Source organism: Psychrobacter coccoides (genome assembly GCF_017498085.1).
GTDB classification, from domain to species: Bacteria; Pseudomonadota; Gammaproteobacteria; order Pseudomonadales; family Moraxellaceae; genus Psychrobacter; species Psychrobacter coccoides.
Genome location: NZ_JAGBKM010000009.1, coordinates 47,012 through 63,955 on the forward strand (window position 1 = coordinate 47,012; position 16,944 = coordinate 63,955).

At 44.2% G+C, this 16,944-nt stretch carries 15 protein-coding genes; 8 read left to right on the top strand and 7 right to left on the bottom strand.

The genetic code is table 11. The features are described from left to right. Positions 1-110: 110 nt before the first annotated feature. The 3 genes from J3492_RS06480 (at position 111) to J3492_RS06490 (ending at position 4,140) form a co-directional block, all read left to right on the top strand. Entirely contained in the window at positions 111-491 is a 381-nt protein-coding gene (locus J3492_RS06480) for a RidA family protein (protein WP_207990990.1), read from the top strand. 192 nt (positions 492-683) lie between these two features. Then, entirely contained in the window at positions 684-2,957 is a 2,274-nt protein-coding gene (locus J3492_RS06485; RefSeq protein WP_207990991.1) for a primosomal protein N', read from the top strand. A gap of 97 nt (positions 2,958-3,054) precedes the next feature. Next, positions 3,055-4,140: a cation diffusion facilitator family transporter gene (locus J3492_RS06490; protein WP_243453139.1), complete on the top strand. Its 1,086-nt coding sequence runs from the start codon at positions 3,055-3,057 to the stop codon at positions 4,138-4,140. Between the two features lie 63 nt (positions 4,141-4,203). Here J3492_RS06490 and J3492_RS06495 read toward each other — a convergent pair whose 3' ends face one another. Next, a complete protein-coding gene (locus tag J3492_RS06495; protein WP_207990992.1) occupies positions 4,204-4,476 on the bottom strand; it encodes a hypothetical protein in 273 nt (90 codons plus the stop codon). A 102-nt stretch (positions 4,477-4,578) separates the two neighbouring features. On the opposite strand from J3492_RS06495, the gene J3492_RS06500 reads away from it, so the two are divergent. Together J3492_RS06500 and J3492_RS06505 are read left to right on the top strand one after the other, a co-directional pair. After that, positions 4,579-5,283, top strand: a complete 705-nt coding sequence (locus J3492_RS06500) for a hypothetical protein (RefSeq protein WP_207990993.1) — start codon at positions 4,579-4,581, stop codon at positions 5,281-5,283. 103 nt (positions 5,284-5,386) lie between these two features. Beyond that, positions 5,387-7,276: a monovalent cation:proton antiporter-2 (CPA2) family protein gene (locus J3492_RS06505; protein ID WP_207990994.1), complete on the top strand. Its 1,890-nt coding sequence runs from the start codon at positions 5,387-5,389 to the stop codon at positions 7,274-7,276. Positions 7,277-7,283: 7 nt separating this feature from the next. Here the strand turns inward: J3492_RS06505 and J3492_RS06510 are convergent, their stop codons facing one another. Continuing rightward, positions 7,284-8,213 carry a DUF2628 domain-containing protein gene (locus tag J3492_RS06510; protein WP_207991041.1) on the bottom strand — a complete coding sequence of 310 codons (930 nt, stop codon included), beginning with the start codon at positions 8,211-8,213 and terminating at the stop codon, positions 7,284-7,286. A 207-nt stretch (positions 8,214-8,420) separates the two neighbouring features. On the opposite strand from J3492_RS06510, the gene trmB reads away from it, so the two are divergent. The 3 genes from trmB (at position 8,421) to J3492_RS06525 (ending at position 12,235) form a co-directional block, all read left to right on the top strand. Then, positions 8,421-9,239 (top strand): tRNA (guanosine(46)-N7)-methyltransferase TrmB, encoded by an 819-nt coding sequence (gene trmB / locus J3492_RS06515; RefSeq protein WP_207990995.1) that lies wholly within the window; start codon positions 8,421-8,423, stop codon positions 9,237-9,239. Positions 9,240-10,080: 841 nt separating this feature from the next. After that, positions 10,081-11,139 carry a recombinase RecA gene (gene recA / locus J3492_RS06520; protein WP_207990996.1) on the top strand — a complete coding sequence of 353 codons (1,059 nt, stop codon included), beginning with the start codon at positions 10,081-10,083 and terminating at the stop codon, positions 11,137-11,139. Positions 11,140-11,179: 40 nt separating this feature from the next. After that, positions 11,180-12,235 carry a regulatory protein RecX gene (locus J3492_RS06525; protein WP_207990997.1) on the top strand — a complete coding sequence of 352 codons (1,056 nt, stop codon included), beginning with the start codon at positions 11,180-11,182 and terminating at the stop codon, positions 12,233-12,235. Between the two features lie 45 nt (positions 12,236-12,280). On the opposite strand, the gene J3492_RS06530 is transcribed toward J3492_RS06525, so the two are convergent. From J3492_RS06530 to folP, 5 genes are all read right to left on the bottom strand, one after another. Beyond that, on the bottom strand, positions 12,281-13,738 hold the full coding sequence (locus J3492_RS06530; protein WP_207990998.1) for an anion permease: 1,458 nt from the start codon (positions 13,736-13,738) through the stop codon (positions 12,281-12,283). 351 nt (positions 13,739-14,089) lie between these two features. Next, on the bottom strand, positions 14,090-14,779 hold the full coding sequence (locus tag J3492_RS06535; protein WP_207990999.1) for a YidB family protein: 690 nt from the start codon (positions 14,777-14,779) through the stop codon (positions 14,090-14,092). A 222-nt stretch (positions 14,780-15,001) separates the two neighbouring features. Beyond that, the gene (locus tag J3492_RS06540) at positions 15,002-15,469 is read right to left on the bottom strand and encodes a hypothetical protein (protein ID WP_207991000.1); all 468 of its coding nucleotides are present in this window, start codon (positions 15,467-15,469) and stop codon (positions 15,002-15,004) included. Positions 15,470-15,501: 32 nt separating this feature from the next. Further along, positions 15,502-15,795, bottom strand: coding sequence for an FAD assembly factor SdhE (locus J3492_RS06545; RefSeq protein WP_243453140.1), 294 nt, complete (start codon positions 15,793-15,795; stop codon positions 15,502-15,504). 63 nt (positions 15,796-15,858) lie between these two features. After that, on the bottom strand, positions 15,859-16,788 hold the full coding sequence (folP, locus tag J3492_RS06550; RefSeq protein WP_207991001.1) for a dihydropteroate synthase: 930 nt from the start codon (positions 16,786-16,788) through the stop codon (positions 15,859-15,861). Between the last annotated feature and the right edge of the window lie 156 nt (positions 16,789-16,944).

A 16,944-nucleotide genomic window follows, 5' to 3' on the forward strand; every position in this document is an offset into this window, starting at 1 on the left:
AGGTTTTGAGCATTAGACCAGACAACTGTATTTTTAAGTATGAGTGCAAAAACTAATTATCTTCTCGCTAACTCATTAGCAAATCAATTCAAGTATTAAAAGGATATCCTATGACTCGTCAGACCATTCAAACTGATAACGCCCCTGCAGCCGTTGGCACTTACTCACAAGCGGTCAAAGTTGGCAATACCGTCTATGTTTCAGGTCAGCTGGGCTTTGACCCTAAGACGATGGAGCTAAAAGACGGCTTTGAAGCCCAAGCTAAGCAAGTGTTTGAAAACCTAAAGGCCGTTTGTGAGGCTGCTGGCGGTAGCTTAAACGACGTGGTTAAGTTTAATGTGTCTTTAACCGACCTCAATGACTTTGCGGTACTCAATGACATATTTGCCGCCAATCTAAGTGAGCCGTATCCTGCTCGTGCTGCTGTACAGGTTGCGGCTTTACCCAAAGGCGGTGTGGTTGAGATTGAAGCGATCATGTATATTGAATAAACGGATAAATCTGTTTATTTAGAGTCTGCCCTAGACTCAAGTCACTTGATAAAAACAATGCCGTTAATAACCTGTGTTTATCAAACCGATTTATCATAAGCCCAAATAGTCTATTTGGGCTTATTGCTATCATTTATCTTGATATCATTATCCATATCTCTACAAACGATACTTAAAAGCTAGGGTACATTTATGTTGCTACAAGTTGCTCTACCTGTGCCCCTCTACCGGGTATTTGACTATCGTTTGCCGACAGCGATAGAGGCTTTGTCGGATGCTGTCTTACCTGCTGTCGGGTGCCGTGTCGAAGTGCCTTTTGGTCGCCAGACACTTATCGGCATCGTAGTAGCCCATATCGCAAAGACAAGTAGCAACGTACCTGTCAACAAGCTTAAGTCCATCAATAGATGCTTGGACGCTACACCTATACTAGACGCACATATGCTCAAGCTGGCTCACTGGTTGGCTGGCTATTATCATTATCCCCTCGGTGATGTATTGGCCGTTATCTTGCCAAGTCTCGTGCGACAAGGCAAGCCACTTGATCTTTTGATTACCCATTGGCGCATACTGCCCCACGTCACTGATGACGACTTTCATCCCAATGCCAAAAAGCAAAAGCAACAATTTGATATGCTCAAGCTACATGGAGAGCGTGGCGCCAGCGAGGATGTGCTGCTGTTAGAAGGGATGGAAAGAGCTTTTTTGAAGACTTTAGAAGATAAAGGTCTTATCGAGCGCTATATTGAGCCCAAACAAGCCCCTGCGCCTGTCAAACTTGCCAAGCTACCACTAGATATGAATGCTGAGCAGCAGCAAGCGGTCAATGCCATCATTGCGGCTCATGAAGCGCACCATTACACTGGTTTTTTGTTAAATGGCATCACAGGAAGTGGCAAGACAGAAGTCTATCTACAAGCCATGCAACAGGTACTAGAAGCTGGCAAACAAGTGCTTATCTTGGTACCTGAGATTGGCTTGACGCCGCAGACACGGGCTCGTTTTGCCAGTCGGTTTGCAGCTCATATCGTGCTGCTACACTCTGGTATGAATAACACCCATCGCCTACAAGGCTGGCAAGACTGTCGCACCGGGCACGCACAAATAGTCATAGGAACACGCTCAGCAGTGCTATATCCTTTTAAGGATTTAGGGCTCATTATCGTCGACGAAGCGCATGATGGCTCTTATAAACAGCAAGACACGCTGCGTTATCACGCTGCTGATGTGGCGCTCTATCGGGGACTGCAGCAGCATATTCCTGTGGTGCTAGGCACTGCTACGCCCTCTCTTGAACATCTAAAACTGGTCGCTGATGGCAAGCTAGTAGAACGCCGGCTGCTGACTCGCCCAGGCAATGCCAAGCCTGCCACCATGCAGCTTATCGATGCTCGTCTGCAAAGCACGCACCAACAGACAACAGACGATGGCGCACGCTATGATACAGGGCTAACAGACGCTATGATTGGTGCGATACGGCAGACATTAGAAGCAGGCGATCAGGTATTGATATTTTTAAATCGTCGGGGTTACGCTCCTGTTTTATTGTGTCAAGCTTGTGGTTGGCAGGCAGATTGTCCTCGCTGCGATGCTCATTTGACGGTACATTACAGCAGACAAAATCGACAAAACGCCTACTTAAAATGCCATCACTGTGATTGGCAAGCTTACATTCCTACTGTGTGTCCAGATTGTGGCAGTCCAAATTTAGACGCCAAAGGGATGGGCACCACAAGACTGAGCGAAAACCTACACGCTATCTTTGCCAATCCACAGACTAGCAAACAGATCTATCCTATTATCCAAATCGATCGTGATACCACCAGACGCAAAGACAGCTGGGAACGTATCTATCAGCGTATCAATCAAGGAGCACCTGCGATATTGGTCGGCACACAAATGGTCGCCAAAGGCCATCATTTCCCCAATGTCACCTTAGTGTGTATGCCAAACGCCGATCGTGGCTTTTTGTCTGCAGATTTTCGCTCACCTGAACATACCGCCCAGTTGATGATTCAAGTTGCAGGACGTGCAGGACGCGGGGACAAAGCTGGACGAGTACTGATCCAAACCCTGCAGCCCGACAATGAGCTTTTATTAAAACTGGTCAAAGATGGCTACCTATCATTTGCTCATGAGTTATTACAAGAGCGCAAAATGATGGGGCTACCACCTTATAGCCATGCTGCACTGATACGCTGTGAAGGCAAAACCCTCGCTGCCACCGTTCAAGCGCTCAAAGACGCTATAGCCAACCTGCCTCAGGGACACAACTTGGCCGTTCTTGGCCCTATCGACGCCCCTATGAGCAAAAAAAACAGCCGTTATCATTCACAGCTGCTATTGCTCGCTAAAGACAGGCGACAATTGCATCAGGTGCTAAATCAATGGTGGCAGCCGATACTTGCCCTACCCAGCACAAAATACCTAAAGCTAACTTTAGACATTGATCCTATCGGTTGGTGATGCCCTCTACATTTGCTATTCTAGTGAGAGCGGCCTTATAGCATTGGCAAAATGAGCATAGCAAAAAAAAGGTTTCGATAAGCGCTGAGGATATATTATGAGTCAAAAAGACTATATGTATGACGATAAAGACGATCATGACCACGATGAGCATTTGGAGCAGACCGTAGCGCCACGAGATACCAAAGGCTATCAGCGTACGCTGCTATTTAGCTTTATTATCATTACAGGCTATATGTTTATCGAAGCGATTGGCGGCTTACTGACGGGCAGCTTAGCGCTACTATCTGATGCCGGTCATATGCTCAGCGACGCTATTGCCCTTGGTGCTACCTTAATGGCATTCAAAATCGGCGAAAAAACAGCCACTCATCAAAAGACCTTTGGCTATAAACGCTTTGAGATCATTGTGGCTACTGTCAATGGTGCCACCCTGGTCATCATTGCACTTATGATTTTTTATGAGGCCATTGAACGCTTTAACACCCCCACTGAAATCGCCAGCCAAGGCATGCTCATCATTGCCACTATCGGTATGTTGGTCAACATCTTGGTCGCTTGGCTGATGCATCGTGGTAGTAGTGGTGACGACCATCATGGTCATAGCCACGGTACGAGTGACTCAGCAGCTGATATCAAAGCGCCTGTCAATCTCAATATGCAAAGTGCCTACCTACATGTCTTGAGTGATCTCTTAGGTTCAGTCGCTGCTATCATTGCTGCCTTATTGATGATGGGCTTTGGCTGGATATGGGCAGATGCGGTAGCTTCGGTGATCGTTGCGGTCCTTATCTTGGTCAGTGGCTACCGTGTGGTACGCGACTCAGTACATATCTTGATGGAAGGTACGCCAGAGGGTATTTCTTTAAGCACTGTGGAAGCCAAGTTGTTGGCACATAAGCAAGTACAGCAAGTGCATGACTTACATGTCTGGAGTATCACCAGTGGCTTGAACGCCTTATCGTGTCATGTGGTCGTCAATGGCGATATGAGTATCTCCGCGGCCAGTATGCTTATCGCTGACTTAGAGCAGCGGTTATTAGCACTAGATATTCAGCATGTCACCATTCAGGTAGAGAGCGCATCACACCCGCAAACTCAAGCGCACGGTGAGGCGCTGGTTTGTGATATATCAGAGCGTCCAGTTGATAATGACAGTAGTCACATAGGGCACAGTCATTAAAAATGTCATTAACCACACCATTAACAATAACTATTGAATGATTGGGTGATAACAGCTCCATAATTATTTAATACTTCTGAATAAATGATAACCGTAACGAAACATAGACCAAATCAGCCAAATGGCAGTGAGGAACCAAATCAGCAACCCAACAGCCAAAAAGGTCATTCTGATCCACATATCTAAACAGCCATCGCCGACCTCAGGTAGATAAGCGGGTCCCATGTTTGAGGCCATAACCAACCAAAAGCCAGAGATTAGCGCTAATCCTATCGCCAGTACCCGCATTGCTATCTTGCCAACAACATTTAATACAAAGACTTGTTTTTGTTTCATTATAATACCTTGATAAAAATAACGAAAATATAGCTGCACTCTCATAATTTGATTATAAATTAGGTATACTTACCTAACTTACGACATTTAACGAATAACATTATGTCCAGACGCTCAGCCCCTTTCGTCGCTCCCGACTATATTGACAACCCTACGTCAAAAGACGGCAAAAAACACGCTAAAGCTTTATTGTCTACCTTGCAAGAAGACATTGCCAGCTTTCGAGATGAGCAGTTCCCGCCTGATATCTTACGTCAGATTCGGGATATGCCCATTTATGAAGGAAATTTAGCTGAAGTTCAGGCCTATCAGCAGCGCTGGCAACCACTGCTTGAGCGTGCAATGGGTTTTTATCCCGCAGCCAATCTTCCGCCTGACTTCCTCCCCTTGCCAGCCAGCCTTGAGATTCCGCAGTTTATCTATCACGTGCAGCGTCTACATCTGACCAAGACTCGAGCCAAAGAGTCCAAAAGCTTTGGTTCTGTCGGTGCTTTGATTGAGAAGTGTGGCGACTACAGTGATGATGAGATTTCACGTATGTCGGCGGTGTTCGATAAAGATGATGAGGCACGTTTAGTCGCGCATCGTGAGTTTATAGATCTGCGAGCTTATGTGTTTTGTCGTGACAGTAAGGGTGAGCTGCTGGAGCCTGAGCGGGTGCGATTTTATCGTACAGGGCTGATCGTCCATGCGCTACCTGATTTTAAAATTGTTGATAGCAGACAAACACCTCGTAAGCGGCGTAATGATGCGTATAGCAACCCGATAGCAGATAATGGCATATGGAAGATTTACCGTAAAAAATAATGGCGTTATTATCTTATGTATACCCGATCTTAGATGCATTTAAGCGCTTAAAAGAATAGTCACACGCACGCTACCGTTTTAAACAGATTGCTAAGGATATGATATGTTCGCTGCCGCTGCCGGCTCACCAAACCTGATGCTACAAGCCACTATTTTTTTGGGTGCAGCGCTACTTTTTGTCCCATTAGGCAAGCGCTTTGGTATAGCCACAGTACTGGGCTATCTCATTACTGGTTTGATCTTAGGCCCAAGTGCGCTTGATGTGGCAGGTGATGCCGAGAGTTTGCTACATTTCTCTGAATTTGGCGTGGTGATGTTATTGTTCATCATTGGTCTTGAGCTACAGCCATCACGGTTATGGGCATTACGGCGCTCTATCTTTATGCTCGGGGGGTTGCAAGTTGGACTGACAGGCGTGCTATTGATGGCGATTTTGTATCAGTTCTTCGCTTTACATTTAGACACGGCTTTTATCGTTGGTTTTGGTTTGGCGCTTTCTTCCACAGCCTTTGTCCTGCAGATTCTGACTGAAAAACAGCAGCTCTCGAGCACCCATGGCCGTGAAGCCTTTACTATTTTATTATTCCAAGATATCGCTGTGATACCCTTACTGGCAGTGATTCCGTTTTTGTCCGGAGTGCGTGAGCAGAGCTATGATTTAGTATATTTTGCTAAAGTCTTTGCGGTATTTGCTGGGCTTATCTTTGCCAGCCGTTACGTCATTCGACCGTTTTTTAAGTTTGTGGCCTCAAGTGGTGCTTCAGAGCTGCTCACTGCGGTGGCACTATTTATCGTTATGGGCGTGTCGATTTTGATGGGTCAAATCGGTCTCTCAATGGCACTTGGGGCTTTTTTGACTGGTGTGCTATTGGCAGATTCAGAGTATCGTCATGAGCTAGAAGCCAGTATTGAGCCGTTCAAAGGCTTGCTACTGGGTTTGTTCTTTATGTCTGTGGGTATGTTGACAGACATAAAGCTCATCATGGCACACCCCATATTTATTATCAGCTGTGCACTCGCATTGATGTTTATTAAATTTGCTGTCATTACCGCTATCGCCAAAGTATCAGGCAATCGTTGGCCCACCAGTATCCGTCTTGGGGTTACCCTAGCTCAAGGCGGTGAGTTTGCTTTTGTCTTATTCAATGTCGCAGCGACTCAAAACGTCTTGGCCCCTGAGTTAGAAAACACACTCAACCTTATCGTGACCATCTCTATGGCACTGACGCCTCTAGCCTTTTTATTATTGGATAAAATTGGTGAGCCTTTATTTTCTAAGCGTAAACCAAGCCGTGAATACGATACCATTCCAGATCACGAGCATCCTGTCATCATTGCAGGTTTTGGCCGAGTTGGACAAATTATTGGTCGTGTTTTACGCATGCACAATATCGAGTTTACCGCCATCGAACGCTCAGCAAATCGAGTAGACTTCGTGCGTAAGTTTGGTAACCAAGTCTATTATGGTGACCCTAAAAACCCCGAGATTCTAAGAGCGGCAGGCATTAAACAGGCCAAGCTGTTTATCATTGCTGTCGATGATTTAGAGCGTTCTATCACGACCGCTGAATACTTACACAAAAACTATCCTGACTTAGTCATACTGGCTCGGGCCCGTGATAGACAGCACTATTATCGCCTGCGTGAAGTCGGCGTACGTCATATTTGGCGTGAGACTTACTTATCTTCATTAGACATGTCGCGTGAGTCGTTACAACTGCTTGGCATACCTTCAGATAAAGCTCGAGATACCATCCAGACCTTCCGTGATTATGATGACGACCTGATCGAGCGGCAGCAGGCGATTTATGACGATGAAGCAAGTATGATCGAATCAGCGCAGTCTGCCATGGCTGAGCTTGAGAGCTTGTTTGATGAGGATATTGATAAAGCCAGAAAGATGGACTTAGAGGAGTTTTATGAGGCGCTAAAAGATCAAGCAACGCCTGTAAAAGATACCACAGGCGATATCACTGCCGACCCTAAAGTGTAGAACCACCTCAATCAGAGGCACAGTATGCCGGTGCTTGTTTTTTATTTAGTGAGCTGACGCACTCCCAATTATCGTTATCAAGATTGTGATAAAACACAAAGGTCTGATCGTTTAGATAACGGGTAGGAAACTTGATATTCTGCATCGTACCGACTACAGCGCAGTCATTGTCAGCCACACCCTGCATCTGAGCTGTCATATGTAGTCGTACTTGCTCATTATCACTGGTCAATGGCAAACTGACTGGACATTGACCATTTTGCTGATAGACATCTTCGACCTCATCTTGCGCCATTTTGGTCGTATAATAAGCATCAAACAGTATCTCTGTCTCCTTTTTCTTAGCGATAATGGGTAAAAACTGCACATTAATAACCATTAATGCGAAAATAAAAAAGCCAAACCCAAGCCCTAAACCAAACAAACTTACCCCACCCTCACGACGTAAGTGCGCTTTTTGCGCTGCTTCATCACGTGGATAGTCCTCGAGCGCATCAGCTATCTCACGTCGAGCCATGCGATAATAGTAGGCATCAGTCCAGCGTGCCACCATAGCTGCCCAAAACAGCCAAATCACAGCTGCAATGCCTATACGTATAGGCATCTGATAAACATCTGCGATAAACGGCATGGCAATAAACTCAAACGTCACCAACGCAATGACGATATTAAGCTGAATAAATGACCACCCAGCGACACTGTACACCAACGCATCCATATAACGTTTACGATACAACAGCCATGGCAAAGTGATAAAAAACCCAGCCCAATGCCATTTCGGTGACAGATAGCCTTGCTCATCAAATTGCTCAAAACGTTTGAGGTAGTAGCTTTGTGTTCGGTGACCAATAAACCACTGGTCCAACTGCTTACGCTTAGCTGGCGTCAGTTGTTCTTGATAAAATGGTGGTGGCGAATCTGTCTCGATAAATAACATGACCATAGACTCTATTAGCTCTTTAAGTTTGCTGCTTATCATTATTATATGATAACGCACATTGAGATGCGACGCCCTTGTCTAAGCTTTCACACGTCACTTACGCTTTCACACGTCACTATCTGTCATTTAGATTGTGCGTTCACTCTAGAGGCTATATGACTTATAATACGCTTATCTTTACTACTTATTTAAGCCCTACTCATCATGACTCAAAATCCTCATACCGAAAACCCTATTGATAGCCCTGCGCCCATCAACACTGATACTCAGACCGATGATAAGCTCCTAACTCATCAAGCAGACTCACCCAATGATAAGCATAAACGCATTGTCAAAACGTTTATGAAACGCCGTACCCACATGAATAAAAATGCCGAGCTGGCGTTGACTGATCCAGAGTTCGCTGATTACATCGTCAATAATAGCTTTGGAGATGGCGACCTAAAAGGTATCCATGACTTACGTGTGTTGTTCGCCAACAGTCCCAATGGCAGTGATGCGCCTCTTACTTTAGAGATTGGCTTTGGCTTGGGTGATTCGTTTATAGAAATGGCAGCAGCAGAGCCGACACGTAACTTTGTAGGCATTGAGGTACATGAGCCTGGTATCGGTAAATGTGCCTATATGGCAGGTACGCAAGCGCTGAGCAATGTCAAAATCATCAATGGCGATGCGATCCAATTACTCAAACAACTGCCAGAGAACCATATCGATCGTATCCAACTGTACTTCCCTGATCCATGGCAAAAAAAGCGCCATTATAAACGCCGCTTTGTTAGTCCTGAGCGTATGGCTATTGTCACTCGCAGTCTCAAGACAGGCGGCTGGTTCCATACAGCAACGGATTGGGAGCATTATGCTTTTTGGATGCTCGACGTATTGGACCACTTTGACGGGTTGACCAACCAATCTGGCGCAGGCAACTTTGCCGACCGACCTGATTTTCGTCCGATGACTAAGTTTGAACGTCGGGGCTTGGATCGAGGACACGGTGTTTGGGATCTTATCTATATCAAAGACTAAAGGTGTTAGGGCTTGTCCTCATTTAAAAATGGAGATAAAAATGAGATAAATTGTCGTCAAACAAGGAAAATAGTGCAGATAATATCGGGATATTACCTAGCTATTTAACGCTGTTTGGCAAGATTTAGCCATTTTTAGCCCATTTAGGTATCCTTCGATTGAATTGAGGACATGCCCTAGTCAGCTGATAACTGCCATGTAAAGCGACTCTGTTTTGAGTCGCTTTTTTTATGCTGTATTTGATTAAAGACGACTTCCAAATACTCCTGATCGTGTGGAACATGGCGATAACCAACCGTTTTTTTGCTATTTATTATCTTCATTTGCGTTCGTTAAGATGCTTTTATCCGCAGACCAAATATTGGTCCTCTGCGCTAACATCGACAGGATAAGGCTTTGGTGAGTTCTCCACATAAACTGTGGATAACTATGTGGATAAGTGGCGACTTGACATGGATCTGGCTTGATATATGAATGCCTTAGGTAAAATTGGTTACTTTTTGTACAATTTTAATTATCAATTAAATCAAAGACTTACTGAGATAAAATATTAAAACAAACTTTTTTATAAATAATTTTTATCTTAAGCAATGTTTCACGACACTGATCATCAATGTTATGTTTTTCTGTGGACAAACTTTCACTCTCGATGATAATTTGGAGAAACAAACGGCTTAAATAAGATTGAATAATGGCTCTTATATTGATCAAATCTCACGTGCTGTTTAGATGCGACACCTGCTGTCGTTTAATATGGTTTAAACCATTCATCGTTTCTATATTTTGTTATACTTAACTCATCTACTCTTATAACACAATCATACACTATAAGGAATCCACTATGGATGAGAACAAAGCCAAAGCGCTAAAAGCAGCATTGGGTCAGATTGAAAAGCAGTTTGGCAAAAACACCATTATGCACTTAGGTGATGACTCTGCGACGCTTGATGCGGATGTGGTATCGACCGGTTCATTGGGACTAGATATTGCCCTTGGCATAGGTGGTCTACCAAAAGGCCGTATTATCGAGATCTATGGTCCAGAGAGCTCTGGTAAAACTACCATGACCCTACAAGCAATCGCAGAGTGTCAAAAGCAAGGTGGTACTTGTGCTTTTATTGACGCTGAGCATGCGCTTGATCCAGTCTATGCACGCAAACTCGGTGTCAATACTGATGATCTACTCGTCTCTCAACCTGACAACGGTGAGCAGGCGCTGGAGATTACCGATATGTTGGTACGCTCAGGAGCAGTCGATATGATCGTCGTTGACTCTGTTGCGGCTTTGACCCCGCGTGCGGAGATTGAGGGCGAGATGGGCGACTCGCATATGGGTCTACAAGCTCGCTTGATGAGCCAAGCACTGCGTAAAATCACAGGTAACGCCAAGCGCTCCAATTGTATGGTGGTCTTCATCAACCAAATCCGTATGAAGATTGGTGTGATGTTTGGTAGTCCTGAAACCACGACAGGTGGTAATGCGCTTAAGTTCTATGCGTCGGTACGTATGGACATTCGCCGTATCGGGGCGGTCAAAAATGGCGACGAAATCATCGGTAACCAAACCCGAGTTAAAGTCATCAAAAACAAAATGGCACCCCCATTTCGCCAAGCTGAGTTTGAAATTACTTACGGTGAAGGTACCAACCATTTAGCCGAGGTCATCGACTTAGGTGTAGAGATCGGTGCTGTGGGCAAAGCTGGCTCTTGGTACAGCTACGGTGATGAAAAAATCGGTCAGGGTAAAGCCAACTCAGTATTGTTTCTAAAAGAAAACCCTGCGATCGCTCAAGAGATTGAAGCAAAAATCCGGGCAGAAAAGCTTGGAACAAAAAAAGAGAGTACTGAGGCAGAAACTGCTGAGAGTAATGAAGGCTTAGCTTCTGAGCCTGCACAGTAACGGCCCAAACATTCACCGTTGTTTACTGTTATGATGTATTATGAACATTAAAACTTTAGCTGAAATACTTGCTGAATCAGATATCGATTCAGCAAGTCATTCGCATGCCAAACCAAAAAAACCTGCCAAACCCGCTTATCCCTCATTTCAGGATAAGACCAAACAACCTGAAAAACCGTACCATCGTACAGACCATCACAACCAAAGTAACAAGCGAGGCTTATCCGACAACTCAAGCATTGATATAGAGGCTAGCGCTTCGTATTCACCGATTCAGTACGACCTGCCTCAAACTAAAAAGCAAAAAAAACGTAAAAAACGCTTTCATCCTGCGGCGACATTTAACCCTGAGCCTAGCAGTGTACCTACGTACCAACCACCTGCCGCCCAAAGCGTCAAAGAGATGTTGGCTGAGGTTAAGCGTGACGCTCATGATGTGACTAGCAATAGCGATGATCAGCAAAAAGAGTTCGCTGAAAGCTCTCAAACAGACCTTGATAACTTGCCCTCTGCACTCAAAGCGTATTTACGCACTCCTGAACAAAAACAAGCGGAAATTGACGCTATCAAAGCAGAAAGCCGTCTTCGTTGGTTGGCATTTTATTACCTATCACGCCGTGAGTATGGCAAAGCTGAACTCAAGCAAAAGTTAATCGACAAAGAACAAGACCCAGAAAAGGTTGACGCTCTGCTTGATGAGTTTGAGAAAAAAGGGTATCAAAGCGATTATCGTACTACCCTGATGCTTATCCGAGAAAATATTCGCAAAGGTCGTGGCCGTGGCCGCATCAAACAGGAGTTTTATCGAAAAAAGGTAGAGATGCCAGATAATATCGATGAGCTTATAGACATGGCAAATACAGAATCTGAAGAGTTTAGTGAGTTTGTTGACGATAGTGAAGACAGCCTAGTTGAAGGCGTTGACTGGCTTAAGCTTGCTGTCACCGCACGTATCAAAAAATACGGCAATGACATTCCTACTGAACAAAAAGATAAAGCTCGCCAACTGCGCTTTTTACAGTATCGTGGCTTTCAAAGCGACATCTGCTTTGCCGCACTCAATTATACATTAGAGACTTTAGATGAGCGTTTTTGAGTAACGCCCACCCTGCTTTTCATTGATATGGCTTCTAAGTACTGACTAATAATAACCAAGTACTTTCCACCAAATCAGACCTGCGCCTATCCATATCATTAAGTTAACCACACTCATTATCGCACCAATGCTCCACCACTCCTTTAGCGTCACATAGCCCGAATTAAAGATAACAGGAGCAGTACCTGTTGCGTAATGGGTCAAGGTCATCATGATATTTCCCGCTGCTGCAAGTATCAATGCATATAGCATCGGCGGTGCACCTAAGCTCAGTCCTACCGCATAAAAGGCAGCGAATAGTGCAGTAATGTGAGCTGTGGTACTAGCAAAAAAGTAATGAATATACAGATAAACCAAGGTCAAGATAGTCACTGCCCCTATCCAACCAAATCCAGTCGTGCCAATCATTGACTCGATGTTACTTGAGAACCAACCAATCAAGCCAAGCTCATTTAGGTAAGCTGCCATCATAATAAGAGCACCAAACCAAATGATAGTATCCCAAGCAGACTTTTCTTTAAGCACGTCGTCCCATGTGAGCACACCAGTTAGTATCAAAGTTGTCAATCCGATAAAGGCTGTCGTCGTGGCGTTAACACTAAAAGCTTCACCGAATATAAGAGCAGGAATATTCGCCCACAATATCAACATCAGTGCAAAGACACCAAGCATGATTTTTTCCTGTGTATCGATACTTCCCATTTCATCTAAATTATCTTTGGCGAAACCTCTAGCATTGGGAGTTGCTTTTATATCAGGCGGATAAATCATATAAATAATCAATGGCATAATGAGCAAGCATAATATTCCTGGTACGAACATTGCTATAGCCCACGTCGTCCATGACAGTTGAATATCCCCACCTGTCGCTTTATTAACTAGATCAACGACTAAAGGGTTAGGTGCTGTAGCCGTGATAAACATGCCTGAAGTAATGGGATTGGCATGGTAATTAACCATCGCTAAATAACGACCAATTTTATTTTGGGTGCCCTCCTCTGGTGTTGAGTTAAAACTTTTTGCAATGGACCTCATAATAGGATGAATAATACCGCCACCACGCGCCGTATTAGAAGGCGTAATAGGCGCTATTATCAGCTCAGCTGCTGTTAAAGAGTAAGCCACGCCGATGCTTTTTTTACCAAAAACTGAGATAAAGTAATAAGCAATACGTCGACCAAGGCCTGTTTTTATTAAGCCTCGTGATATCATTACTGCGATACCAATCAGCCAAATCAATGGGCTTGAATAGCTTGATAATGCATCACTGATTGCTTGCTTTGGACTATCACTCGTTACACCTGTTAATGCCACCAAGGTGACTGCAATGATAGCAATCGCCCCAATAGGCAACACTTTACCTATGATTGCCACAATAGTAGCGATAAACAATGCCAACATATGCCAAGCTTCGGGTGTAACACCAGTAGGCACTGGAATGACGAACCAAATGATCAGACCAACTAAGATAGCTATAGCAGCTTGAATAGGCTTAAATGGCATTATTGACTCAACCTTATTAAACTTTTTGGGATTGGTAAGATATTATTTATTAGCTTCGATAGCTTTGTAGTTCTGAAACCCGATTACTTGATAGTTCGAACTTATAAAGTTATGACTGCAACTAAACTATATATTGAAGCTACCATTAACTCATTATATAGCTATGATATAACGATTAGACTATTACTGCTTTGTTGCTCACTTTTTTTAACATAAATCTTCAAAGGTCAATAGTCTAAAGGGTAGTAGTGCTACAAATCTTGATTATTAATCATAAAAAAAGAGCACATTATTAAATGTACTCTTTTATAGATTAGCGCTGTTGATCACTAAAACTGGAAAATAATTATCTTACTTTAGCGTACCAAGACGACTAGATAGTTGACTGACAATCTGGTCTATCTCTTGATTGGCCTCTGCTTCATTGTCTAAATTGCCATGTGGCGTCAGCTGGTTCACTACTTCAGGGAGTAATTCAGCCAAGCCTTGGCGCACCTCGGCCTCGTTAGCGCCTGTATGTGCAGCAACTTGTTGAATCTCAGTGGTATCAAATAAGCGAGTAATATCATTAGGGTCTAGATTATCATTCGTTTCATTTGTACTCATCCAAGAGCGTGCTTGACTATCAAAACCCATGTTGGTGATTTTAGATAAGGCACCACCCAGGCCACCATTGCGCTGAATCCAGCTCATCACCATGGGTAACAGTGCGGCTATGAGCATGCCTTTGCCACCGCCAAAGCCACTTCTATTCGTCTGGCCACCTAGTACGCTGCCTAAGATATCACCTAAGCCACCAGCTCCTGAATTGGTATGGGTACGTTGATTACCACCCATCAAGCCGCCCAACACATCGTCTAAACCAAAGCCATTGTTTGCTTGAGCAGTATTAGAATTACCACCAAGCACCCCGCCTAAAATATCGCCGAGTCCACCTGTGCGTCGTGGATTGATATTCTGGTTTACGGGGTTTCTGCTTGAATCTTCTGGGTCCATAGCGCTGCGGGCCACTTGGGTAATTAAATTTCCTAACAAACTCATACTCTTCTCCTTTAATATAATATATGACTTAAGCAGTGACTCAGCTCCTGTCTAATGACTCACTATAAGATACTGCTTTAGCAAGTTATTGAGTCATGCTTTTTTATTAACATAACAAATTCTACCGAGTTTTGAGTTAAGTGTTTTGTTATCACCCGTAGCGTTTCGTTAGCTGACTGCTGCAAGCTCAAACCATAAAATAAAGCTTCATGCTTCTTTGGACTACATAGACTTCAAGTCAGCTGAATTCGCTAAAACCATCAGCTGACGCCATTGGTCTTTACTTACCTGATCTCGATATATCACAACCGTTATCTGACGTCTGAACGGCTCAACCGTCATGACATTACAGGTTATCAGCCAACTGTAGCTATTTATACTCTTTAACTCTGCCAGCCACAATTCGTCAGCACGACTTGTACGCATCAATAATTGCCAGTCTTTATCAACTTGTCTATCGACAGGGGGTTGACTAATATGCAGTAAAATCGGTTTAGTAAATACTAAATATATGCCTACCACTGCACTGATCGTTAAGACAAATATATATTGCCATAACACCAATTGGGCGAACCAAGCCAAAAACAGCATGACGCCAATCATGCTCAAATAAAGCACCGCACGTAAGCAGCTGTTTGGCTTGATGGCTGTATCTATACGTAGGGCGCGTACATCTTTAGCAGTCGTCATCTTGTCTAGCTTCTAATATACACAGGTTTTAGTCAGGTGTTTTTTGCATGACGCCACGTCTTAATCTTATTTACCAACGCCCAAATAGCATCTTCTTCTGGACGAGATTGATTGGTAAAGTAATCTAATAAGTCAGGATCTTCATGCGTAAGCATTTGGGCAAACGCTGCTTGCTCGGCAGCGTCTGCTGTCAAATATAGCTCTTTTACATAAGGGTCAATATAGAAGTCCAGCTCTTTTAATCCACGTCGAGCTTGATAGATAATACGTCGCTGCTCATTGGTGGGCTCAGGTTGAGGTTTTTTATTCATAGCATTTGTACTCATATGATCAGTCTCATCGGATAAATGTATCAAGGTAGTCGGTAAGGAGTTAACGTTGGGCCAAACTCAGTTGCTTTCATTGCGGCTGTGACAGCTTGTATTCAACTGGCTATAGCTGGATAGCTGCTGCCAAAGTGCCACAGCTTGCTGCATCATCGCCACATTGTGAGTACGGATGATACTTGCGCCCTGTTGCAAAGCAAATAAGCCAGCAGCGCTCCCTATCACATCACGCTCAGCCGCCTGAGTTTCAGCTACGCTATCAACACCACTCTTGGTCAACACATGCGCTAAAAAGCGTTTACGTGAAATACCAAACATCATTGGCAAGCCAAGTGATTGTAACTTATCAAGCTGAGTTAGTAACGCACAATGGTGTTCATAGTTTTTTGCAAAACCAAAGCCTGGGTCGATAATAATATTGCGGCGCTTGACGCCGATACCTGTCACCTCATCGATACGGTCGAGCAGCTCGCTACTGACCTCACCGACCACATCATTATACTGTGCCAGCTCATTCATCGTGGTTGGCTCGCCGCGCATATGCATCAGCATCACTGGAATGTCTAGCTCTGCAGCCAATGCTGCAGCACCGTCTCGCTTAAGCGCTCGTACATCGTTCCAGATATCAGCGCCAGCAGCAAAAGCCGCCTGCATCACTGCTGGGTTACTGGTATCAATAGACAGCCATATATCATCACCCATACTTCGTCTAATGGCTTGCACCACTGGCACCACACGTTGTATTTCAGTATATGTATCGACAGTGGCTGCATTTGGACGGGTAGACTCGCCGCCGATATCGATAATACTGACGCCCTCATTCATCATCTGCTGACAGTGGCGAATCGCTTTATCTACTGCATTAAATTGCCCACCATCTGAAAAAGAATCTGGCGTGACATTAAGAATGCCCATAATATGTGGCTGCGATAAATCCAGTACTTTATTGTGGCTGGTGACATGATAGGGCGGTAAAGGCTGAAATAGTGACATGGGCCATCCATCGTAAGTGAGGTTATGAAAAGCAGACTTAAATTTTATTATGTGGCTGCACTGCCTATGATACCAGTAAATTCTCTGCTTGTTTTACACCCCTTATGAAATAATGACCATAAAAAAGCCCTTTATACAAAAGGGCTTTTAATACTT